Origin of the sequence: Geodermatophilus sp. DSM 45219 (genome assembly GCF_900104025.1) — a bacterium.
Classification (GTDB): domain Bacteria; phylum Actinomycetota; class Actinomycetes; order Mycobacteriales; family Geodermatophilaceae; genus Geodermatophilus.
Genome location: NZ_FNIQ01000004.1, coordinates 394030 through 415348, shown reverse-complemented (window position 1 = coordinate 415348; position 21319 = coordinate 394030). Strand labels below are relative to the sequence as shown.

At 75.7% G+C, this 21319-nt stretch carries 19 protein-coding genes and 1 pseudogene; 6 read left to right on the top strand and 14 right to left on the bottom strand.

Annotated elements, in window-relative coordinates; translation table 11 throughout:
• Positions 1-88: 88 nt before the first annotated feature.
• The 5 genes from BLR12_RS14895 to BLR12_RS14875 form a co-directional block, all read right to left on the bottom strand.
• Entirely contained in the window at positions 89-2230 is a 2142-nt protein-coding gene (locus BLR12_RS14895; RefSeq protein WP_091379519.1) for a putative bifunctional diguanylate cyclase/phosphodiesterase, read from the bottom strand.
• Positions 2231-2339: 109 nt separating this feature from the next.
• Positions 2340-2921: a hypothetical protein gene (locus BLR12_RS14890; protein WP_091379517.1), complete on the bottom strand. Its 582-nt coding sequence runs from the start codon at positions 2919-2921 to the stop codon at positions 2340-2342.
• Between the two features lie 11 nt (positions 2922-2932).
• Positions 2933-4081: a zinc-dependent alcohol dehydrogenase gene (locus BLR12_RS14885; protein ID WP_091379514.1), complete on the bottom strand. Its 1149-nt coding sequence runs from the start codon at positions 4079-4081 to the stop codon at positions 2933-2935.
• 124 nt (positions 4082-4205) lie between these two features.
• A complete protein-coding gene (locus BLR12_RS14880; RefSeq protein WP_091379511.1) occupies positions 4206-5225 on the bottom strand; it encodes a cytochrome d ubiquinol oxidase subunit II in 1020 nt (339 codons plus the stop codon).
• Positions 5222-6607, bottom strand: coding sequence for a cytochrome ubiquinol oxidase subunit I (locus tag BLR12_RS14875; protein WP_218120687.1), 1386 nt, complete (start codon positions 6605-6607; stop codon positions 5222-5224). The genes BLR12_RS14880 and BLR12_RS14875 overlap by 4 nt, the downstream gene beginning before the upstream one ends.
• A 77-nt stretch (positions 6608-6684) precedes the next feature.
• Here BLR12_RS14875 and BLR12_RS14870 point away from each other — a divergent pair, with 77 nt between their 5' ends.
• Positions 6685-8646 carry a putative bifunctional diguanylate cyclase/phosphodiesterase gene (locus BLR12_RS14870; RefSeq protein ID WP_255363515.1) on the top strand — a complete coding sequence of 654 codons (1962 nt, stop codon included), beginning with the start codon at positions 6685-6687 and terminating at the stop codon, positions 8644-8646.
• A gap of 10 nt (positions 8647-8656) precedes the next feature.
• Here BLR12_RS14870 and BLR12_RS14865 read toward each other — a convergent pair whose 3' ends face one another.
• Together BLR12_RS14865 and BLR12_RS14860 are read right to left on the bottom strand one after the other, a co-directional pair.
• On the bottom strand, positions 8657-9475 hold the full coding sequence (locus BLR12_RS14865; protein WP_091379508.1) for a sulfurtransferase: 819 nt from the start codon (positions 9473-9475) through the stop codon (positions 8657-8659).
• Between the two features lie 24 nt (positions 9476-9499).
• Positions 9500-10126: a ClpP family protease gene (locus BLR12_RS14860; RefSeq protein ID WP_091379505.1), complete on the bottom strand. Its 627-nt coding sequence runs from the start codon at positions 10124-10126 to the stop codon at positions 9500-9502.
• 298 nt (positions 10127-10424) lie between these two features.
• On the opposite strand from BLR12_RS14860, the gene BLR12_RS24585 reads away from it, so the two are divergent.
• Entirely contained in the window at positions 10425-10712 is a 288-nt protein-coding gene (locus BLR12_RS24585; protein ID WP_091379503.1) for an STAS domain-containing protein, read from the top strand.
• Here BLR12_RS24585 and BLR12_RS14850 read toward each other — a convergent pair.
• On the bottom strand, positions 10693-11508 hold the full coding sequence (locus tag BLR12_RS14850) for a hypothetical protein (protein WP_091379501.1): 816 nt from the start codon (positions 11506-11508) through the stop codon (positions 10693-10695). The genes BLR12_RS24585 and BLR12_RS14850 overlap by 20 nt on opposite strands.
• Positions 11509-11720: 212 nt before the next feature.
• On the bottom strand, positions 11721-12323 hold the full coding sequence (locus BLR12_RS14845; RefSeq protein WP_091379498.1) for an AAA family ATPase: 603 nt from the start codon (positions 12321-12323) through the stop codon (positions 11721-11723).
• Positions 12324-12497: 174 nt separating this feature from the next.
• Here BLR12_RS14845 and BLR12_RS14840 point away from each other — a divergent pair, with 174 nt between their 5' ends.
• Complete coding sequence (locus tag BLR12_RS14840) at positions 12498-12788, top strand: DUF1540 domain-containing protein (RefSeq protein ID WP_091379496.1); 291 nt, start codon at positions 12498-12500, stop codon at positions 12786-12788.
• On the opposite strand, the gene BLR12_RS14835 is transcribed toward BLR12_RS14840, so the two are convergent.
• Both BLR12_RS14835 and BLR12_RS14830 read right to left on the bottom strand, forming a co-directional pair.
• Complete coding sequence (locus BLR12_RS14835; protein WP_091379493.1) at positions 12773-13210, bottom strand: hypothetical protein; 438 nt, start codon at positions 13208-13210, stop codon at positions 12773-12775. The genes BLR12_RS14840 and BLR12_RS14835 overlap by 16 nt on opposite strands.
• A gap of 130 nt (positions 13211-13340) precedes the next feature.
• Positions 13341-13904, bottom strand: coding sequence for a hypothetical protein (locus BLR12_RS14830; RefSeq protein ID WP_091379490.1), 564 nt, complete (start codon positions 13902-13904; stop codon positions 13341-13343).
• A gap of 291 nt (positions 13905-14195) precedes the next feature.
• On the opposite strand from BLR12_RS14830, the gene BLR12_RS14825 reads away from it, so the two are divergent.
• The 3 genes and pseudogenes from BLR12_RS14825 to BLR12_RS14815 all read left to right on the top strand — a co-directional run bounded on the left by BLR12_RS14825 (position 14196) and on the right by BLR12_RS14815 (position 17333).
• Positions 14196-15755 (top strand): alkaline phosphatase D family protein, encoded by a 1560-nt coding sequence (locus BLR12_RS14825; protein ID WP_218120686.1) that lies wholly within the window; start codon positions 14196-14198, stop codon positions 15753-15755.
• A gap of 334 nt (positions 15756-16089) precedes the next feature.
• Positions 16090-17025, top strand: a pseudogene (locus tag BLR12_RS25675) (reverse transcriptase family protein); the annotation flags it as partial.
• A gap of 29 nt (positions 17026-17054) precedes the next feature.
• The gene (locus BLR12_RS14815) at positions 17055-17333 is read left to right on the top strand and encodes a hypothetical protein (RefSeq protein WP_091379488.1); all 279 of its coding nucleotides are present in this window, start codon (positions 17055-17057) and stop codon (positions 17331-17333) included.
• Positions 17334-17340: 7 nt separating this feature from the next.
• Here BLR12_RS14815 and BLR12_RS14810 read toward each other — a convergent pair whose 3' ends face one another.
• From BLR12_RS14810 to ilvA, 3 genes are all read right to left on the bottom strand, one after another.
• Entirely contained in the window at positions 17341-17826 is a 486-nt protein-coding gene (locus BLR12_RS14810; protein WP_091379486.1) for a GNAT family N-acetyltransferase, read from the bottom strand.
• A gap of 49 nt (positions 17827-17875) precedes the next feature.
• Positions 17876-19903: a 13E12 repeat family protein gene (locus BLR12_RS14805; RefSeq protein ID WP_255363514.1), complete on the bottom strand. Its 2028-nt coding sequence runs from the start codon at positions 19901-19903 to the stop codon at positions 17876-17878.
• Between the two features lie 125 nt (positions 19904-20028).
• Positions 20029-21312: a threonine ammonia-lyase IlvA gene (ilvA, locus tag BLR12_RS14800; protein ID WP_091379480.1), complete on the bottom strand. Its 1284-nt coding sequence runs from the start codon at positions 21310-21312 to the stop codon at positions 20029-20031.
• Positions 21313-21319 lie beyond the last annotated feature (7 nt).

Sequence of the window (21319 nt, the reverse complement as noted above, 5' to 3'; positions counted from 1 at the left end):
CCGTCGTGGCTGCGCGTCGTGCGGTTCGCGGAGGCGCACCGGCCGTGCGCGGAATGGACGCCGGCTGGGAGTCGGCTGGCTGCCCGGGTCAGTGCACCCGCAGCTCGCGCGGCACCCGCGCCACCGAGGGGTGCAGCTGCGGGCGCGCCGATGCGGGGTCCGCGAGGACCATCGGGAGGTGCTCAGGGGCCGCCGGCCGGGCCAGCAGGAACCCGCTGGCCGAGTCGGCTCCGAGCACGCTGAGCGCGCGCAGCTGCTCCAGCGTCTCGACCCCCTCGGCGATGACCTCGGCGTCCAGCGCGTGGGCGAGGGTGACGATGCTGGACAGCACCGCCTCGCCGCGCGCCGTCCCCAGGTCCTGCACGAACGACCGGTCGATCTTGATGACGTCGACCGGCAGGTCGCCGAGCCGGGCCAGCGAGCTGTAGCCGGTGCCGAAGTCGTCGATCGCGACCGCGACACCCAGCGCCCGGACCTCCTCCAGGACGGCCGCCATGCAGGAGGAGTCGGCGAAGGTCGACTCGGTGACCTCGATGCCCAGCCGGTCGGCGCCCAGCCCGGCCCGGGCGAGGTGGGTGGCCAGGACGTCCGGCATCCGGCCGTCGGCCAGCTGCCGTGGGGAGACGTTGACCCAGACCCGCAGGCCGGGGACGTGCGCCCACCGGGTCGCCTGCTCGACGACGCGCCCCAGGACCCACTCGCCCAACCGGCCGATCAGCCCGGCCTCCTCGGCGACCGGGACGAACTCCAGCGGCGGGACGACGCCGCGCTCCGGGTGCCGCCAGCGGACCAGCGCCTCCACGTGCGTGATCCGCTCGAAGCGCAGGTCGAACGCCGGCTGGTACTCCAGGAACAGCTCGTCGCGCTCGAGCGCCAGGCGCAGGTCGCGCTCGGTCCGCACCCGGTGCACCGACTGCAGGTGCATCTGCTCGTCGAACCAGGCCGCCCGCCCGCCGCCGCCGTCCTTCGCCCGGTGCATCGCCGCATCGGCCTCCCGCAGCAGCGTGTCCAGGTCGGCCGGCACCGCCGACGACGCCATGCCCACGCTGGCGGTGACCGCCAGGCGCGCGCCGGTCTCCACCGGCTCGGAGAGTGCCGCGATGACCGCGGCGGCCATCCGGTCGGCAGCCACGACGGAGGCGTCGAACATCGCCATGACGAACTCGTCGCCGCCGAAGCGGGCGACCAGCTCGGTGGAGCCGGCCAGCTCGGCCAGACGGCTCGCGGCGACCGCGAGCAGCGCGTCACCGGCTGCGTGGCCCAGGCTGTCGTTGACGAGCTTGAAGCGGTCGAGGTCGATGAACAGCAGGGTCATCCCGGCGACCGGCCACCGGTCGAGGACCGCGCCGACCTGCTGCACGAGGCCGGTGCGGTTGGGCAGCCCGGTGAGGTCGTCGTGGGTGGCCCGGTGGGCGAGGTCGTGCTGCGCCCGCTCGGCGTCGGTGCGCGCCCGGCGCTCGGCGGTCAGCAGCCGTTCCCGCTCCTGCTCCATGGCCCGCCGCTCGCCGACGTCCCGGAAGTAGACCCCGAGCCCGCCCCGGCGCAGGGGGAACACCCGCGTCTCGGCCCACAGGTCAGCGGCGGCATAGCAGGCCTCCACCGTCACCGGCCGCCTCGTCCGCACGGCCTCGCGGTACGCCTCCTCGAAGGGCGTCCCGAGCAGGTCGGGGAAGTGCTGCCACAGGTCCCGGCCGACGACGTCGTCCCGCGAGACGCCCAACCGGGCCTCGGCCTGTGCGTTGATGTACGTGATCCGCCAGTCCGCGTCCACGCCGAAGTACATGTCGCTGAACGACTCCAGGCTGTCCACGACCTCGGCCGCCGCCCGCCGGCTCTCCGCCGTCCGGGCCGCCTCGGCCTCCGCCGCGGTCATGTCCCGGAAGGAGACGTAGGCCAGCGGGGTGTCCCCACCCGGCAGCAGCGCCGTGCTCACCTCGGCCGGGAAGGTCGAGCCGTCGCCGCGCCGCAGGCGCAGCACCCCGCGGTAGGCGCCGTCCCGGCCGCGGCGCTCGACGGCCTCGACCCACCGGGGGTCCCGGCGGTCGACGAGCCCGGCGCGCCCGACCTCGATCAGCTCCGCCTCGGACCGGCCCAGCAGCTCGCACGCCCGCGGGTTCGCCCGGAGGATCTCCCCCTCCGGGGAGGCGAGCAGGAAGCCGTCGATGCCGTGCGTGAACAACGCCTCGTAGGCGCCGTCGGGCAGCGACGTGCTCGTCGGGCACTGGGACATGGGAACGGAGTCGGCCGGAACCCGGTTCTGCTTGATCCGGTTCCACAATAGGGGTGAGGCGGCAGGGTGCCTTCCGCGCGCGGGAGGCACCTGCGCCGGCGCGGGCCGTTCAGCGGCGCAGTGCGCGCACCACCCGGCGGACGCCGGTGTACGTCACCGCGGCGCCGGCCACCCACGGCCCGGCCACGACGACCGGGTCGATCAGGTGGTGCCGGGCGTCGCTGCGTCCGCGCCGCGAGCGCAGCCCGCCGTGGGCGAGCTCGCCGCGCACTCCCGTCGCCGGCACGTCCGGGCGCAGGGTGGCGAACGAGCGCAGGTGGCTCCCCCAGGCGTCGATCCGGTCACCGGCGACCAGCAGCACCCAGTGCGCCAGCCGGCCCTCGCTGAACCGCTCGTAGGCGAACCGGCGCACCACGCCCGACAGCCCCCTCAGCGGCTGGGCGGTGCCGAAGACCGGCGTCACGAAGGCGTGCTCGACCGACCGCTCCCGCGGCTGCCGCTCCGGCTGCCGCTCCGGGAAGTCCCAGTGCGCCCCGGTGTCCGCCGGGTACTGCAGCTTCGGGTGCGAGGGCCGGTCAGCGGGGTCGAGGTCGGCGCCCCAGCCGGGGATCCGGGCCCGCAGCTCCTCGCGGGTCGGCGGCGGGGTGCGCTTGTCCCGGACGTAGGCACTCGGGATGTCGGGATCGGTCACGGTCGCTCCCCTCAGGCCGCGTCGGGCAGGATCAGCGGCTTGATGCAGCCGTCGAGCTTGGCGGAGAACACGTGGTAGGCCTCCGCGACGTGCTCCAGCGGGAACCGGTGGGTGACCATCTCCCGGGGCGTCAGGTGGCCGTTGCGCACGTGCTCGAACATCCGCGGCCACTGGCGCTTCACCGGCGTCTGGTTCATCCGCAGGGTGAGCCCCTTGTTGAGCGCGTCGCCGAACTTCACCGCGTTGGGGATCGGCCCGTAGGCGCCGACGACGGAGACGGTGCCGCCCTTGCGCACCCCGTCGATCGCCCAGTTCAGCGCGACCGGTGAGCCGCCCTGCAGCTTGAGCTTCGCCCCGGCGACGTGCTGCAGCAGGTTGCCGTCGGCCTCCGCGCCGACCGCGTCGATGACGACGTCGGCGCCGAGGAAGTCGGTCTGCTTTTTCAGCTCGACCACGATGTCGTCGTACTCGTCGTAGTCCAGCGTCTCGGCGTACGCCATGCTCCGCGCCTTGGCCAGCCGCTCCTGCAGGTGGTCGACGACGATCACCCGGCCCGCGCCCATCAGCCACGACGACTGGGCGGCGATCAGGCCGACCGGCCCGGCACCGAGGACGACGACCGTGTCGCCCTCGACGATGTCGCCGAGCTGGGCGCCGAAGTAGCCGGTCGCGGCGGCGTCGGTCAGCAGGACGGCGTCCTCGTCGTGCATCCAGTCGGGGATCCGCACCGGACCGACGTCGGCGAACGGCACGCGGACGTACTGGGCCTGGCCGCCGTCGTAGCCGCCGGTGGTGTGCGAGTAGCCGTAGATGCCGCCGACGGCGGTGGCGTTGGGGTTGACGTTGTGGCAGTTGGAGTACAGGCCCCGGGCGCAGAACCAGCAGCTGCCGCAGGAGATGTTGAACGGCACCATCACCCGGTCGCCGACCTGCAGGTCCTCCACCGAGGACCCGACCTGCTCGACGACGCCGATGAACTCGTGGCCGAACGTGTGCCCGATCCGGGTGTCCGGCATGAGGCCGTGGTAGAGGTGCAGGTCCGAGCCGCAGATGGCGGCCAGCGTGACCCGCACGATCGCGTCGTTGGGGTGCTCGACGGCCGGGACGTCCTTGTCCTCGACCCGCACCTTGTACGGCCCCCGGTAGACCATTGCTCGCATCGGTGGGCCTCCTCGGGCTCCGGGCGGCGCGGTGGCCACCCGTCGGGTCGGGGACGGCTCCCCGGCCCCTCCGACCCTGACCGAGCCGTCCCCGGTCGGCCAGTCGAGACCGGTGCGAGCGCGGTCAGGAGCCGGGGTGGGCGGCCGTCCCCGTCGGCGCCCGCTGGAACAGCACGTACAGGTAGACCAGCGAGGGCACCAGGACGACCGCGCCGGCGCCGAGGGCGACCAGCATCGCGACGAGGGTCGACCGGCCGACCGCGGCCTCCTCGATGGTCACCTCGGGCACCAGCACGTACGGGTACTGGGCGACCGCCCAGCCGACCAGGATCGCGGTCACCGCCAGCGCCGACGCGGCCCGCGCCGCGCCGTAGCGGCGGGTCCACAGCAGTCCCAGCGCGGCGACGCCCGCGACCACGGAGAGCACCACCACCGGCGCCGCCCGCCCGGTCAGCCCGTCGAACAGCAGCGGGGCGTCGGCGCGCAGCACGAACAGCCCGGCGAGGCCGACCGCGCCGGTCACGGCCGCCGTCCCCAGGGCGCGGGCGCGGAACTGCCGCACCAGGTCCTCGGCTCCCTCGCGGCGGGCGTCGGCGCAGAGGAAGACCGCCGCCAGGTAGGCGCAGACCAGGACGGCGAGCACGCCGCCCAGCGCGGACGTCGGGTTGACCCAGCTCGTCACGACGTCGCCGGCGGCGATGCCGGCCGGGACCCGGCCCGAGGCCACGGCGCCGACGACGCTGCCGAGGAAGTAGGGGGTGGCCAGCGAGGAGAACGCGAACGCCGCACCCAGCGCCCGGCGCATGCCGAGCGTGGTCGTGCTCTTCCGGAAGGCGAACGCCGCCCCGCGGGCGATCATCCCGAACGCGGCCAGCGTCAGCGGCACGTACAGCGTGGTCACAACGGCGGCGAACGCCCCGGAGAACGCCGTCCAGAGGACGACGAGCACGAAGATCAGCCAGACGTGGTTGGCCTCCCACACCGGCGCGATGGAGTGCTCGATGAGCTCGCGCTGGCGGGCGCCGCGCCGGGTGCCGCCGGCCAGCAGGTCCCAGATGCCCGCCCCGAAGTCCGCACCGCCGAACAGCCCGTAGGCGACCAGCCCGACGAACATGACGGCGAGCACGACCTCGGCCAGCGTCACCGGAGGGCCACCTGTCCGGTCCCCCGGTCGGGCGGCTCGGCGTCCACCTCCTGCGGGGCGGAGGTGCCGGGGCGGGAGGCCAGCCGCCGCAGCACGTACACGGTGAGCGCGGTCAGCACGGTGTAGACGGCCAGCACCCCGTAGAAGCCGAGCCAGAGCCCGGGGGCGGGGCTCACCGCGTCGGCGGTGCGCAGCAGGCCGTACACGACCCACGGCTGCCGGCCCACCTCGGTGACCACCCAGCCGGCCTCCATCGCCACCACCGCCGCGACGCCGGAGGCGGCGACCGCCCGCAGGAACCACCGCGACCCGGGCAGCCGGCGGCGGCGCCACCAGGCCCAGCCGCACCACACCGCCAGCAGCAGCAGCGCCGAGCCGAGCCCGACCATGGTGTCGAAGGCCAGGTGCACGACGTTGACCGGTGGGCGCTCGTCGGGCGGGACCTCCTCCAGCCCCAGGACGACGCCGTCGGGGTCGTGGTGCACCAGCAGGGAGAGCCCGTTGGGGATCTCCAGCGCCCCGCGCATCTCCCCGTCGCTGTACCAGCCGCCGATCGAGAGCGGCGCCCCGGCGGTGGTCTCGTACTGCCCCTCCATCGCGGCGAGCTTCACCGGCTGGTTGTCGGCGACGGTGTTGGCGATCCAGTCGCCCACGCCGATCTGCACGGGGGTCACCGCGGCGGCGAACGCCAGCGGGATGACCAGGCCCAGCCGGTGGCGCCGCTCCCGGCGACCGCGCAGCACGCCGACGGCGTACACCGACGCGACGGTGAAGCCGGTGACCATGTAGGCCGCCAGCAGCATGTGCACCACCTGCGGCCAGGTGGACGGGCCGAACATCGCCGCCCACGGCTGCGCGTCGACCACCCGGCCCTGCGCGTCGAGCCGGAAGCCGGTCGGGTTGTTCATCCACGCGTTGGCCGCGACGACGAAGAACGCCCCGGCCATGCCGGACACGATCATCGGGACGGCGCTGAGCACGTGGGCCCGCGGCGAGAGCCGGTCCCAGCCGAAGAGGTAGACGCCGACGAAGATCGCCTCGATGAAGAAGGCGAACCCCTCCAGCACGAACGGGAAGCCGTAGACCTCGCCGAAGCGGTCCATGAGGCCCGGCCAGAGGATGCCCATCTCGAAGGACAGCAGGGTGCCCGACACCGCACCGGCCGCGAACAGGATGCCCATCGCCTTCGCCCAGGTGCGGGCCAGCCCGAGCAGCTCGGCGTCCCCGCGCCGGTGGCCACGCCACTCGGTGACCACCGTGATCAGCGGGAAGGCGATGCCGAAGCAGGCGAAGACGATGTGCCAGCCGAGGGACAGCGCCATCTGCATCCGCGCCGGGTACAGGTTCTCCGCCGCGTCGGCGAGCACGTCGAGGTGGTCCACGCGGGTCTCCGCTCGAGGGACGGACGGGTGCAGGATGGGCCGCGGGCCCTCGCCCGCGCAACGGGCGCGGGCCCCGGGTGGCCTACTCGTCCGGGACCGCTCCCCTCACCCGCTCGGGTGAGGGCGGCAACCCCGGGCTGCAGGTGGGCGGCCCCGGGGTCGAGGACACCGGCATGCTGCGCGCACTGCACGACCGGCTGGCGACGGCCCTGCCCGAGGGACGGCACCTCCCCGAGGAGGTGTGGCACCGGCGGCACCGCGCGGTGCTGTGGGTGGCCGCCGCGCAGGCCGCGGGCCTCGGCGTCATGGCGCTGCTGACCGGCCGGACGCCGCTGACCGCGGTGCTGCTCGCCGTCGCGGTCGCCTGTCCGCTGACCTTCGCCGCGCTGCCCGGCTCCGGCCGCGGGCTGCGCTCGGCCGCGGCCACCGCCAGCCTGCTCGCCGCGTCGGTGACGCTGGTGTACCTGATGGAGGGGCTGACCGAGGCGCACTTCCACTTCTTCGTCATGATCGGGCTCGCGGCGCTGTACCAGAACTGGGTGCCCTTCGGGATGGCGCTGATCGTCGTCCTGGGCCACCACGGGCTCGTCGGCACGCTGTTCCCGCACGCGGTCTTCGGGCACGGCAGCGCGCAGCACGCGCCGTGGACCTGGGCCCTGGTGCACGGGGTCTTCGTGCTGGCCGCGAGCCTCGCCCACCTCGCGGCGTGGCGGCTCAACGAGCAGCAGGGGCTGCGCGACCCGCTGACCGGCCTCGCCAACCGCACCCTGCTGCTGGAGACCACCGGCCGGATGCTGGCCCGGCGCGCGGGGCCGACCAGCGTCCTGTTCCTCGACCTCGACGACTTCAAGGACGTCAACGACTCCCGCGGACACGCGGTGGGCGACCAGCTGCTGACCACCGTCAGCCGGCGGCTCCAGGGCTGCGTGCGGTCGGTCGACCAGGTGGCCCGGCTGGGTGGCGACGAGTTCGCCGTCGTGGTCGCCGGGTCCGCCCGCACGGCCGCGGAGGTCGGCGAACGGGCGCTGAGCGCGCTGGCCGACCCGGTCGTCATCGACGGGCGGGCGATCCACGTGCGGGTGAGCATCGGCGTCGCCGACTCCACCACCGCCGCGGACCGGTCCGCCGGCACGCTGCTGCGCAACGCCGACCTGGCGATGTACCTGGCCAAGTCCGCGGGCAAGAACCGCGTGGTCGTCTACGCCGAGGGGATGGAGCGGGCCGCGCAGGTCAAGGCCGAGCTGATCTCCGACCTCGACTCCGCCGTCGCCGGGGGCCAGCTCACCGTCCACTACCAGCCGACCGTCGAGCTGACCGGGGGCTCGACGACCGGCTACGAGGCGCTGCTGCGCTGGCAGCACCCCACCCGCGGGCTGGTGCCGCCGATGGAGTTCATCCCGCTGGCCGAGGAGAGCGGTGCCATCGTCGAGATCGGCCGGTGGGTGCTCACCGAGGCCACCCGCCAGGCCGCGCAGTGGTCGCGGGAGGCCGGCCGGCGGATCGACGTCGCGGTCAACCTCTCCCCCCGCCAGCTGGTCGACGACGACGTCGTGTCGACCGTCCGAACGGCGCTGGACGCCAGCGGGCTGCCCGCCGGCCAGCTGACCCTCGAGGTGACCGAGGGCGTGCTCATCGACGACGTGGAGGCGGTGGTGGACACCCTCCGGGCGTTGCGCACGCTCGGCGTCCGCATCGCGATCGACGACTTCGGCACCGGCTACTCGAGCCTGTCCTACCTGCGCCGACTGCCCGCGGACGTGGTGAAGATCGACCGCAGCTTCGTCCAGGACCTCGGCTCCGGCGGCCGGTCCACGACGCTGGTGGCCTCGATCATCGAGCTCGCCCGCAGCCTGCACCTGGAGGTCGTCGCGGAGGGCGTGGAGACCGAGGAGCAGCACGCCGTCCTGGAGCGGCTGGCCTGCTCGCACGCGCAGGGCTACCTGTTCGGCCGACCCCAGCCCGCCGACGTCCACGGGATCGCCGCACCCGTGTCCGTGCCGCTGCCGCGCCCGGGGACCCCGGTGACCGTCACCCCCTGACCGGCTGCGGTCAGCCCGGCCGGTCCCCCACGGCCACCGGCCGGTCGGGGTCGGCGCTGTACTGCGACCAGGAGCCGGGGTAGAGCCGGCCCTCTGGCAGGCCGGCCAGCTCCAGGGCGAGGAGGTTGTGGCAGGCCGTGACCCCGGAACCGCAGTAGGACACCACGTCGCTGTCGCCCGTGACGCCGGCCGCGGCGAAGGTGCGGCGCAGCTCCTCGACCGGCCGGAAGCGGCCGCTGGCGTCCAGGTTGGCCCGGCAGGGCACGTTCACCGCGCCGGGCACGTGCCCGGCCCGCGGGTCGACCGGCTCGCGGTCGCCGCGGTACCGCTCGGGGTCGCGGGCGTCGAGCACCACCGCCGCCGGGTCGACGGCGTCCGCGACGTCGGCCAGCCGCTCGGCCGGCCAGGGCCGCGGGGTAAAGACCGCCGGCGCCGGGTCGGGCGCGACCCGCTCCAGCGGGCCGTCCCCGGCGGCCAGCCCGCCGTCGAGCAGCGCCGCCTGGTGCCCGGTGACCCGGAGCATCCACACCAGCCGCGCGGCGACCACCCCGCCGGCGTCGTCGTAGGCCACCACCGTGTCGCCGTCCCCGATGCCGAGGGCGGCCATCCCCTGGGCGAACACCGCCGGGTCGGGCAGCGGGTGGCGGCCCCCGGCCGGGCCACCGGGCGCCGCCAGCCACCGGTCGAGGTCGACGAACACCGCACCGGGCAGGTGCCCGGCGTCGTACGCGGCCCGGCCGGAGCGGCCGTCGAGGTACCAGCGGACGTCGGCGAGGACCACCTCCTCGCGGTGCGCGCGCAGCCAGGCGGGGTCGGCGACGGGCGGCATCACGGACGCGACCCTACGACCGGCTCACCCGCGGGTGGGCGCACCGGGACCGCCGCCGGGCAGCGCGTCGGCGCGGCTGAGGACGTGGTCCACCAGGCCGTAGTCCCGCGCCTCCTCCGGGGTGAACCAGCGGTCGCGGTCGGAGTCCCGCTCGATCTGCTCGGCGCGCTGACCGGTGTGCGCGGCCTGCAGCTGGTTGACGGTGCGCTTGAGCAGCCGGATCTGCTCGGCCTGGATGGCGATGTCGGCCTGCGTGCCGCCGACCCCGCCCGAGGGCTGGTGCATGAGCACCCGCGTGTGCGGCAGCACGTACCGCTTCCCGGGGGTGCCGGCGGTCAGCAGGAACTGCCCCATCGAGGCGGCCATCCCGAACCCGTAGGTGGCGACGTCGCAGTCGACGAACTGCATCGTGTCGTAGACGGCCAGCCCGGCGTCCACCGAGCCGCCGGGTGAGTTGACGTAGAGGTGGATGTCGCGCCGGGGGTCCTCGGCCGCCAGCAGCAGCACCTGCGCGCACAGCCGGTTGGCGACCTCGTCGTCGACCTGGCTGCCCAGGACGACGACCCGCTCCCGCAGCAACCGCTCGAAGACGGCGTCCTGCAGACCCCCCACCCCGTTGCTGCTCCCGCTGACCCGGTCGTTCCCGCGCATGGCTCCCGCCCTCTCCAGGAATGGACTCCTCGTGCACCCGGATCCTGTCCAGAACGGCGGGGACACGCCCCGCAGAATGGCCGGGTATCGCTGATGGCTGATTTCTTGCGCTCTGCGCGGAATGGTCTTGACAACGCCATTCCGGAAAGGCCGGACGTCGTCCTGCCGGGCTGCGGGGATGCGACGGGTCCGTGACGATCCGGTGCGGCCGCGGCCACGGGGCCCGCCGTCCTGGCACGGTGGGTGCAGGGGCGCACGCCGGTGTGCGCGAGAGGCGACGGGAGGGGCGGTCGAGCTCGTGGACGTCGCCACCGCGCCCTTCTGCCAGGTCGTCGACGGCCGCAGCGGGTCCATCCGGGTGGGTGGGCACCTGACACCGCGCAGCGCCGGTCTGCTGACCGCGACCGTGCAGGCGCTGCGGACGGTCGGCCGCACCCGGGTGGTGCTCGACCTGCGCGACCTCGAGGCGGCCGACGACCTCGGGCTGCGGGTGGTGCGCGGGTTGCGGGAGCGGGTCGCTGCCGCGGGTGGCCGGCTGGTGCTGCTGCACCTGCCCGAGGGCCCGCTCAGTCCCCCGCGGCGGTGACCAGGGTCAGCAGCCCCGCGTAGAGGACCAGCCCCGCGAGGAACCACCGGTAGCTGGACCGCCCGGTGGCGGGCAGCTCCTCCTTGAAGACGTTGAGCAGGATCGACCCGCCGAGCAGGGCGGTGAGCAGCGCGACGACGACGGTGCTGGTGGGTGCGAAGAACACGTCGAGCAACCAGCCGGCCAGCAGCGCCCCGGCGAGCAGCAGCCGGCCGGACCGGGCGAAGCGCCGCGGGTAGTGCTCCTCCAGCGACCGGTCGGTGAGGACGAAGTGCAGCCCCATCGCGATGGTGAACAGCACGGCGAAGGCGATGCCGGTCCGCAGCCGCAGCGCCATCGTGTAGGTGATCAGGCCGTTGTAGACCATGAACGAGCCCAGGTGCAGCCAGTACACCCCCGGCGGCTCGGGCTCGCTCCCCGCCGCGGCCGCCTCCCCCGCTCCCCCGCCGCCGACCGGGACGGCCGTGCGCGACGGCGCGGGCGCCCGCCGGTCGGCCAGCCGCTGCAACCCGTAGAACGCGGCGAAGCCGGCCAGCGCGACCAGGAAGATGCCGAGGTCGGTCAGCGGGGTCGGCTCCAGCTGCTCGGCGAGCACCTCGCCGACGGCCTCGTTCCCCTCGGCGATCTCGGGCAGCAGGTGCAGGAACACGTAGGCCACGGCCAGCCCGCCGGCGAACGAGGCGGTGGCCCGCTCGGGCACGAACGGCAGCCGGCGGACGTGCGGTGCGGCCAGGTGCAGCGCGGCGAGGAGCACCGCGGCGACCAGGGCACCGATGAGGCTCTGCGTCGTCGACACGGCGGTCAGCCCCGCGTCCCGATGTCGATCGGGGCAGGAGGGGACGGCGCGGTGGGCACGGGGCACTCCTCACTGCGGCCGGACGTCGCGGCCGGAGCCGGTCGGGGACGGACGGGAGCTGCCCCGGTCCGCCCGGATGGTCCCCCCGGGTGCCCGTTCGTCACAGGTCTGTCACACGAGGGGCCCCCGACGCGCGCCTCCCGTCGGGCCGGTCAGGACCGCAGGTCCCCGGGCTCCCGGTCCAGCAGGTCGGCGACCGTGAGCCGGTCTGCCCGCAGCCGGTCCACGACGGTCACCGCGGCGGGTCCGGTGCCGCTCTCGACGTCACGCAGCAGCGCGCTCCAGCGGGTGGCGTGCCGGTGCATGGACTGCGCCGGCACCCCCCGGCCGCGGGCGGTCTGCCCGCTCTCGGCGAGCTCCCGCGGGGCGTCGAGGAGCACCAGTCGCACCGAGCGGCCGGCCCACCGGGCCGCGCGCAGGACGACGGCCCGCCACCCCGGCCGGGTCCACGGGTCGGTGAGGACGACGACCGGCGCGGGGCCGGCGACGACCCACAGCACCCGCACGCGGTGCCAGGCGTGCACCAGCGGCCGGACCAGGCGGTAGGGCACGCGCAGGCCGGCGTCGTGGAGGCGGGCGGCGACGTCCTCGGAGTCCAGGCCGACGACGCCGGGCCTCCCCTCGGCCGTCAGCCGGCGCAGCAACGTCGTCTTGCCGCTGCCCGGCAGCCCGCCGACGACCACGAGCACGCCGCCCCGGGCCGCCCTCCGGGGGCCGGGGGCGCCGGTGGCGACCGTTCCGGTCTGCACGACCACGCGCGGTCACCTCCTCCCAGTCCGGCCTCCCATGGTCCCTGCCGAGCCTCGGTACCGGTGGTGGGACAGCTGTGGGATCGCTGTGAGGAACGACCGGTCCCGAGCCGCTGACCAGCGCATCAGGCAAGCCTCAGCTGGCTGGCGGGTCCACCCGGGGCGTGCCAGCCTGGACCCATGACCTCTCTCCAGGACATGCCCCAGGTGCAGGACTGCGCCGTCAGCAGCTGCTCGTACAACGCCGAGCACAACTGTCACGCCGGCGCGATCACGGTGGGTGGCGACCACGCCCACTGCGGCACCTTCGTGGAGATCAGCTTCCGTGGCGGCCTCGACCGCAACGGGCTGGTCGGCGCCTGTCACCGCGCGGACTGCGTGCACAACGACAAGCTCGAGTGCCACGCCTCCGGCGTGCGCGTCGGGCCGGGGACCGACGCCGCCGACTGCCTCACCTACGAAGCCAGGTAGTCCAGGTACCCCTGGTCCACCACGGGCCCGGCCGACAGTCCGCCGGCCGGGTCGATCCGCAGCGTGCCGTCGGCCACGGCGAGCGCCGCCACCGGGTCGGCGTCGTCCACCAGGACCGCGCGACCGCCGGTGGCCACCGACCGCAGCGCCGCAAGGACGGCCCGCCGGTCCGGTGACGAGAGCCCGTCGGTGAGCCGGTCGACCAGCACGATCGTGGCCGCCGCCTCGCGGGCGGCCTCGACCGCCTCGATGCGCCGGTGCACGTCGTCGCCGGCGCGGGCGGCCACGCGGTGCACGCCGACGGCCGAGTGCCCGGAGCCGCAGCGCCCGCTGTCGTCGTCCAGCGCGGCCATCACGCGACGGCGGGCCACGGTCGGGCCCAGCAGGACGGTCACGTCCCCGACCGGCAGTCGCAGCCCCACGCGGGCTCCCCTCGCTCGTGCACCCGCGCCGTCCGCGGGGGTAAGGCGAGGCTAACCTCTGCCCGGCCGGGCCGTCCACCCCGCCGGTCAGGCGGGCGCCGCCCCGCACGGGGCACGGCGCCCGCCCGGGTCAGTCGTCGTCGGGCCCGCCCCACCAGCCACCAGGACCGCCACCCCAGGGGCGGTCCTCGCGGGTCGAGTCGACCCACTCGGTGACCTGCTGCTCCAGGTCGGCCAGCCGCTCGTCGGCCACCTCCTGGGGCATGCCCTCCTCGACCGCCTGCGCGATGCGCTCCTGCTTGGCGGTGACGAGCGCGTCGACGAGCGCCTCGACGGCGACGCCCTGCTCCCCGGCGACCGAGGCGAGCGTGGCTCCCTCCGCGTCGAGCGCGGTGCGCAGCTCGTCCTCGGTCATGCCCAGCGTCTCGGCGGCGGTCTCGAGGCCGAACCAGCCGCCGTGGCCGCCGTGCCGGCCGAAGCCGGCCTCGTCGAGCGTGCTGGCCACCTCGTCGGCCTGGTCCTGGGTGATCGACCCGTCGTCCACCAGGCCGGAGAGCGCGTCCTTGATCCGGTCGACGACGGACGTCGACGTGCCGTCGGTGTCGTCGGTGGCCGCGACGGCCGGTACGGCGACGGCCAGCCCGGTCAGGGTCAGGGCGCCGGCGGTTGCGGCGACGACCAGCTTCTTGCGCACGTGGGCTCCTCGAGGGCGGGCCGGTGGGTCCGGCCGTCACAGGACAGGGTCGGCACCGAACCTGTGACGCACCTGTCAACCGCCCGTGGTCCCGCTGGGGATGTCGCCGGGGACTCCAGCGCGGCGAGGCGGGGACGGCGTTCCCCCCGGCCGGACCGGCTCCAGGACCCTGCGGCCAGGGCGCCGTGTTCACCCGGTGCTCCCGGGCCGTGCACCGCCGCGTCGTCCCGGCGTCCGGCCCGGACACCAGCGTGGGCTCCGACCCGAACACCCCTGAGAACGGAGCCCGCCGTGTCCCACACCCCTCCCCCGGCCGCGAGCGGCCTGTCCCGCCGGCGGCTGCTGCAGGGCGCCGCCGTCCTCGGCGCGGGCGCCGGGCTCGGGGCCCTCGGAGGCCCGGCGCCGTCCGCGCTCGGCGCCCCGGCGCTCGTCCGGTCGCGACCCGAGGTGCGGTGGGGCGTGCAGAGCGGTGACGTCACGGCACGCTCGGCGGTGGTCTGGTCCAAGACCGACCGCCCCGCCCGGATGCTCGTCGAGGTCGTGGCGACGGCCGACTCCCGCCGGGTCCGCGGACGGTGGCAGGTCGACGTCGGGCCGGACACCGACCACGCCGGCAAGGTGCACCTGGACGGGCTGCCGGCCGGCACCGAGCTGTTCTACCGGGTGCGCTTCGACGCCGACGGGCAGGACAGCGAGCCGGTGGTCGGCCGGCTGCGCACGGCCCCGCGTGACCGGCGGGACGTCACCTTCGCCTGGTCCGGGGACGTCGCCGGCCAGGGGTGGGGCATCAACCCCGACAGCGGTGGCATGACCGGGTTCGAGGCCGTCCGTCGCCTGCAGCCGGACTTCTTCCTGCACTCGGGCGACAACGTCTACGCCGACGGGCCGCTGCAGGAGCGCGTCGTCCTGCCCGACGGCTCGGTCTGGCGCAACGTCGTCACGCCGGAGAAGAGCAAGGTCGCCGAGACCCTGGACGAGTTCCGTGGGCAGTACCGCTACAACCTGCTCGACGCCAACGTGCGGGCGATGGCCGCCGAGGTGCCACTGCTCGTGCAGTGGGACGACCACGAGGTCACCAACAACTGGTACCCGGGTGAGGTCCTGACCGACGAGCGGTACACCGTCAGGGACGTCGACACGCTGGCCGCCCGCGGCCGGCAGGCGTTCACGGAGTACACGCCCCTGGGCGGCGACCGGGTCCAGCGCGCCCTGTCGTACGGGCCGCTGGTGGACGTCGTCGCCCTCGACCTGCGCACCCACCGCGGGCCGAACACCGAGAACCTGGCCCCGGACGGCCCGGGCACGCGCATCCTCGGCGAGGACCAGCTGGCCCGGGTCAGCCGGCAGCTGCGGACGTCGCGGGCGCTGTGGAAGGTCGTCGCCTCCGACATGCCGATCGGGCTGGTCGTCCCCGACGGCGAGGTCGCCCAAGAGGGCATCGCCAACCGCGACCCGGGCTCGCCCGCGGGGCGCGAGCTGGAGATCGCCCGGCTCCTGTCGGACCTCAAGCGGCACGGCGTCCGCAACGTGGTGTGGCTGACCGCCGACGTCCACTACACCGCCGCCCACCACTACTCGCCCGAGCGCGCCTCCACCACCGACTTCGACCCGTTCTGGGAGTTCGTCTCCGGTCCGCTGCACGCCGGCACGTTCGGGCCCAGCGAGCTGGACGCGACGTTCGGTCCCCGGGTGGTCTTCTCGAGGACCGGCGCGCGGGCGGGCGAGGAGCCCAACGACTCGTCCCAGTTCCTCGGGCACGTGCGCATCGACGGCGACAGCGGCGTCATGACCGTGGAACTGCGGGACATCGGCGGGCGGGTGCTGCACCGCACCGACCTGACACCCGCCTGACGTCCTCGGGCGCGTCCGGCCCGGCGGGGACGGGCCGTCGCCCGTCCGTGAGCAGCACGGATGCCGTGGCCGCCGCTACGGTGGCGCCCGTGCGCGGCGGGGAGGGCAGGACGACCGGCGTCAGCCGGTCTCCCCGGGGCAACCCCGGGGCAGCGCAGCGAGCCGGGTACGGCGTCACCCGCCAGCATGTGCGCTCCGCGCACGTCGTGGCGACTCCCTCAGGGAGCGGCTGCCTCCCCCGCCGCGCACCCCGGTGACGGCCCGCGCCCGCGGGCACCTGACCGCCTCCGGCATCGCCACAGCGCTGCTGGCCGGACCCTGGTCGCGGCGCGCGATGGTGCGCCGGGTCGCCGTCGCGCTGGGGTACGCCCGGGCGCCGCGCTGGATCGGCATGCTGGTCGACGAGGTGCTCGCCGCCTACCTGCGCCCACCGGCCGACCGGCCGCGGGAGCTGGCCCTGTTAGTGCGGACCACGCAGGGCTGGGAGCGGATGGGCCCGCCGCGGCGCGTCGTCCACCGGCGGCCGGTCGCCACCACCGTGGTGCGCGACCGCTCCGGACCAGCCCCGCTGCCGGACGCCGGGGCACTGGCGCGGCTGCTCGACGTCGACCAGGGCGAGCTCGCCTGGTTCGCCGATGCGAGGGGGCTGGAGCGCACCGTCCACGAGCCGCTGCGGCACTACCGCTGGCACGCCGTCGAGCGCCGCGGCCGGCTGCGGCTGCTCGCCGAGCCCAAGCCGCGGCTCAAGGAGGCCCAGCGGCGGCTGCTGCGGCACGTGCTCGCGCCGGTCCCCGTGCACGACGCCGCGCACGGCTGCGTACCCGGCCGGTCGGTGCGGACGGCGGCCGAGCCGCACGCCGGACGCGCGGTGGTGCTCGGCATGGACCTGGAGGCGTTCTTCGCGTCGATCTCGGCACAGCGGGTGTGGGGCCTGCTGCAGGGGACGGCGGGGCTGCCGGAACCGGTCGCCCACCTGGTCACCGCCCTGGTGACGACGACGGCGCCCGCGTCGGTGTGGCGGGCGCTGCCGGTGCCGGCCGGCGCCGACGAGCGGGAGCGGCACCGGCGGCTCGGTGAGCGGCTGGCCGTGCCCCACCTGCCGCAGGGCGCGCCGACGTCACCGGCGCTGGCCAACCTCGTCTGCTTCCGGCTCGATCGCCGACTGGCCGGCCTGGCCGGCGCCTTCGGCGCCCGCTACACCCGGTACGTCGACGACCTCACATTCAGCGGCGACCGGCGCATCGGTTCCGGCCGGCTCGTCGCGGCGGTCACCGAGGTCGCCGCGGAAGAGGGTTCCGGGTGGCCCCGGCCAAGACCCGCGTCGCCCGCGCCGCTTCCCGGCAGCGGGTGCTGGGGGCCGTCGTCAACACCCGGCCGACGCTGTCCCGGACGGAGCGGGACGCGCTGCGCGCGCTGCTGCACAACTGCGCGCGGCACGGCTGGACCTCGCAGGTCCGGGACCACGACCCGGCGACCTTCCGCGGCCACGTCCTCGGTCGGGTGGCCTGGGCCGCCTCGCTGGACCCGGTGCTCGGCGAGCGACTACGGGCGCTGGCCCGGCGGGTCGACTGGGGCTGAGCCCGGCTCACAGGTCGACGGCGGAGGTCCCCTCGGCGGCGCCGAGCACGGGCCGGAACCCGGACCGGCGGTAGAGGTGCACGGCCGGGTTCCCGGCCTCGACGCTCAGGCTCACCCGCTCGACGCCCCGCCGGCGGGCCTCGTCGAGCGCCGCCCGCAGCAGCTCACCACCCAGGCCCCGGCCGCGGGCGCCCGGCGCCACCCAGATGCTGAGCTCCGGGACGCCGTCGGCGACGAAGCCGTAGCCCGGGTCGTGGGCGTCGAGGAACAGCACCCACACCACGCCGACGCTCTGCCCGTCCCGCTCGGCGACCAGGCCGAGGTCACCCCGTTCCGGCCGGAACCCGGTGTAGTGGCGGAGGTCGGGTCGCTCATCGAGGTCGCGGGGGCCGAAGCGGGCCTCGCCGGTCCAGTTGAGGTTGGCGAGGGTCGCCGTCCGCAGCAGCTCGCGATCGTCCTCGGTGAGGGGCCGGGTCGTCACCTCGCTCGCCATGGGCCCCACCGTGGCAGTCGCCCTGCCCACCGCCCGTCCGCGCCTCTGGTCAGTAGGGCGGGGGTTCGGTGACGGCGGTGAGGCCGGTGGGGGTGGTGACGGTCAGGGTGCCGTCGGGGCCCAGGACGTGGGTCCAGCCGGGGGCCTGGTGTTTGCCGCGGTGGTCCCCGGTGCAGTAGCCGGCCAGGTTCGCCGCGGCGGTCGCCCCGCCGGCGGCGTGCGGGCGGGCGTGGTCCAGCTCCCCGGCGCGCGGCACCGGGCGGCGGCAGCCGGGGAACCGGCAGCGCCGGTCCCGCGCCCGCACGTGGCGGTCCAGCGCCGCGGACGGCCGGTAGGCGCCGGTGGGGCCGGCGCCGCGCAGCCCCGGGCGCCCGGTGAGGTCGTGGCCGCAGGCCTCGGGGGCGCGGCGGCAGGCGGCGGCGCCGCAGTGCCCGGCCCGGCGCAGCGCGGGCAGGTCGGTCAGGGCGCGGAAGGCGCCGCTGACCGCGTCGGCGAGCACGATCCGCGGCCGGTCGGCCAGCCCACCCCCGGCGGTGGCGGCCAGCAGCTCGGCCAGCGCCTGGCGCTGCCCATCCGCTGCGGCGGCCAGGGCGGTGAGGGCGTCGGGGGCGGCGTCCACCCGCCCGCCGGGGCCGGCCCGCCAGCCGGCCTCCTCCGCGACCGCCGCGGCCCGGGCGGTGCGCACGCTGCGCCGGGCGTGCCCGAGGGCCAGCCCGGCGGCGTGCACCGCGGCGCCGGCGTCGTCGACCGCCCGGTCCGCGGCCGCCCACCAGCCACCGGCCGGACACCGTTCGGGCGGTGTCGAGCTGGCCGGCGGTGGCCCCGAGCCCGACAGCGGCGGCTCCGTGTCCGGCGCCCCGCCGGGATCGCCGAGGTCGCCGAGGTCGCCGAGCGAGTCCAGCCCGTCCGCGTCGGGATCGAAGGCGGCGTGCACCCAGCGCTGCCCGGACAGGTCATCCGGTGGCCAGTCGGGCTCGTCCAGCCCGCCGGCCAGCAGCCGGGCCTCCACCTGGTCCCACCAGGCGGCCAGTTGGGCCTGCTCGGCCTCCTGCCAGGCCACCTCCGCGCCGCCCGGAACGGCCGCACCGCAGGACGGGGACGGCGCCGCCACCTCACCAGCGGGGTCCGCCGGGTCGGTCGGGTCGGCCAGAGCCCGCGCGTCGTCCGCCGGCAGCAGGCCGCGGCCGGCCAGGCCGTGCACCAGCCGGCGGACCATCTCCGCCGGAATCAGCTGCCCGTCGACCTCACCCGGGGCGTCCCCGCCCAGCAGGGTGCCCATCGAGGCCACCACGCTCAGCAGCACCCGCACCGGCGGCAGCTCGGTCTCCCCCGGGCGCAGCACCAGGTCCAGCAGCGCGTCGACCATCCGCTGCCCCCGCGTCCGCCGCGCACCGCCGTCCTCGTCGGCCAGCGCGTCGGCGTAGCTGCTCAGCGCCGCCTGCAGCGCCCGCGCCTCCGGCATCATGCACACCACGGTGACCGCGGCCATCCCCTCGGCGCGCTCCGGCCGCAGGTACACCCCGCGCTCCTGCATCGCCTTGGCCAGCCGCCGCGCCGCCGCCGCGGCGTCCCGCCGGGCCACCACCCGCCGGGCCTTGTCCCCCAGCTGCGCCGGGGAGGTCACCCGGTTGCGCCGGGCCAGCCAGGCCAGCAGGTCGGCCTCGATCTCCGCCCGCAGGATGTCATCAGCCACCGGGGCGACCTTGTCGATCAGGTGCCACAGGTGCCCGCGGTGCACCACCCCCGACTCCAACGCCGCCAGCGTCCCCGGCAGCCGGTGCACCAGGGTCAATGACTCGACCAGCAGCGCCTCGGCGGCCGGCTGGGTCAGGTTCACCGCGATCGCCAGCTCCGGCGTCGCCCACTCACTGACAGCACGAAGCAGATCGGACCGCGCGGCCCACCGCTCCGCCGACATCGCACCCCGCTCACCCTGCTGACGGTCCACCGACGCCGGCCGCGAGGCGGCGAACGCCGCCACCGCCCGCGCCTGCACCGCCGTCAACCGCGCGATCTCCCGCGCGGCGGCCTGCACCGCACCCAACGGCCCGCACGCCCACCCCACCGTGGGCGCCACGACAGCACCGACTGTGCTGGTCTCCGTCCCGCCGTCCATGTGTTCGATCATACGTTCGAACAGTGACAACGACAAGACGAACGTGCAGGTCAACAGCCGGGGAGGGTGGAACCCGGCGCCCGTCCTCAGACGAGGAAGCGGTAGGCCGTCGTCCCCGGCTCGACGTGCTGGATGCGCAGCGGGCTGGCCTCGATCCGGGCGAGCAGCGCCGGGAAGTCCGCCGCGCTGCCGAGCTCGATCCCGGTGAGCGCGGCGCCGGTCTCCCGGTTGTCGCGCTTGACGTACTCGAACAGCACGATGTCGTCGTCCGGACCGAGCACCTCGTCGAGGAAGCGCCGCAGCGCCCCGGGCTCCTGCGGGAACTCGATGAGGAAGTAGTGCTTGAGCCCGCGGTGCACCAGCGAGCGCTCGACCACCTCGCCGTAGCGGCTGACGTCGTTGTTGCCGCCCGACAGCAGGCACACCACGGTCTGCCCCGGCTCCACGGGCACCAGCCCACCGGTCAGCGCGGCGCTCGCCAGCGCCCCGGCGGGCTCGGCGATGACGCCGTCCACCTGGTAGAGCTCGAGCATCTCGGTGCAGATCTGCCCCTCCGGCACCGCGACCAGCCCGGCGCCGGAGTCGCGCACGAGCGGGAAGGTCACCCCGCCGACGCGGCGGACGGCGGCGCCGTCGACGAAGGTGTCCAGCGCCGGCAGCTCGACCGGCCCGCCCGCGGCCAGCGCCGCGGCCATGCTCGCCGCCCCCGCCGGCTCGACACCGACGACACGGGTGCCGGGGCTGTGCAGCCGCAGCCAGGTCGCGCAGCCGGCCAGCAGCCCGCCGCCGCCCACGGGCAGGACGACCACGTCCGGCGGGACGGGGAGCTGCTCGAGGAACTCCAGCGCGACGGTCGCCTGCCCGACGACGGTGGGGACGGCGTCGAACGCGGGGACCAGCGTCGCGCCGGTGTCCCGCGCGTGGGCCAGCGCCGCGGCGGCCGCCTCGTCGTAGGAGTCCCCGGTGACGACCAGGTCGACCACCTCCCCGCCGAGCGCCGCGATCCGGTCGCGCTTCTGGCGGGGCGTCGTCCCGGGGACGAACACCGAGCCGTGCACACCCAGCGCGCGGCAGGCGAAGGCGACGCCCTGCCCGTGGTTGCCGGCGCTGGCGCAGACGACCCCGGCGGCCTGCCGGTCGCCGTCGAGCTGGCTGATCGTGTTGTAGGCACCGCGGATCTTGTACGAGCGGCCGACCTGCAGGTCCTCCCGCTTGAACCAGACGTCCGCCCCGGTCGCCGCCGACAGCCGGGCGTTGCGCTGCAGGGGCGTCCGCTCGGCCACCCCGGCCAGCCGGCGGGCGGCCGCCTGCACCTCGGCGCCGAAGCGCTCCGCCGTCCCGGGGTCTGCGACGTCGACGCGGCTCTCCATGCCACCA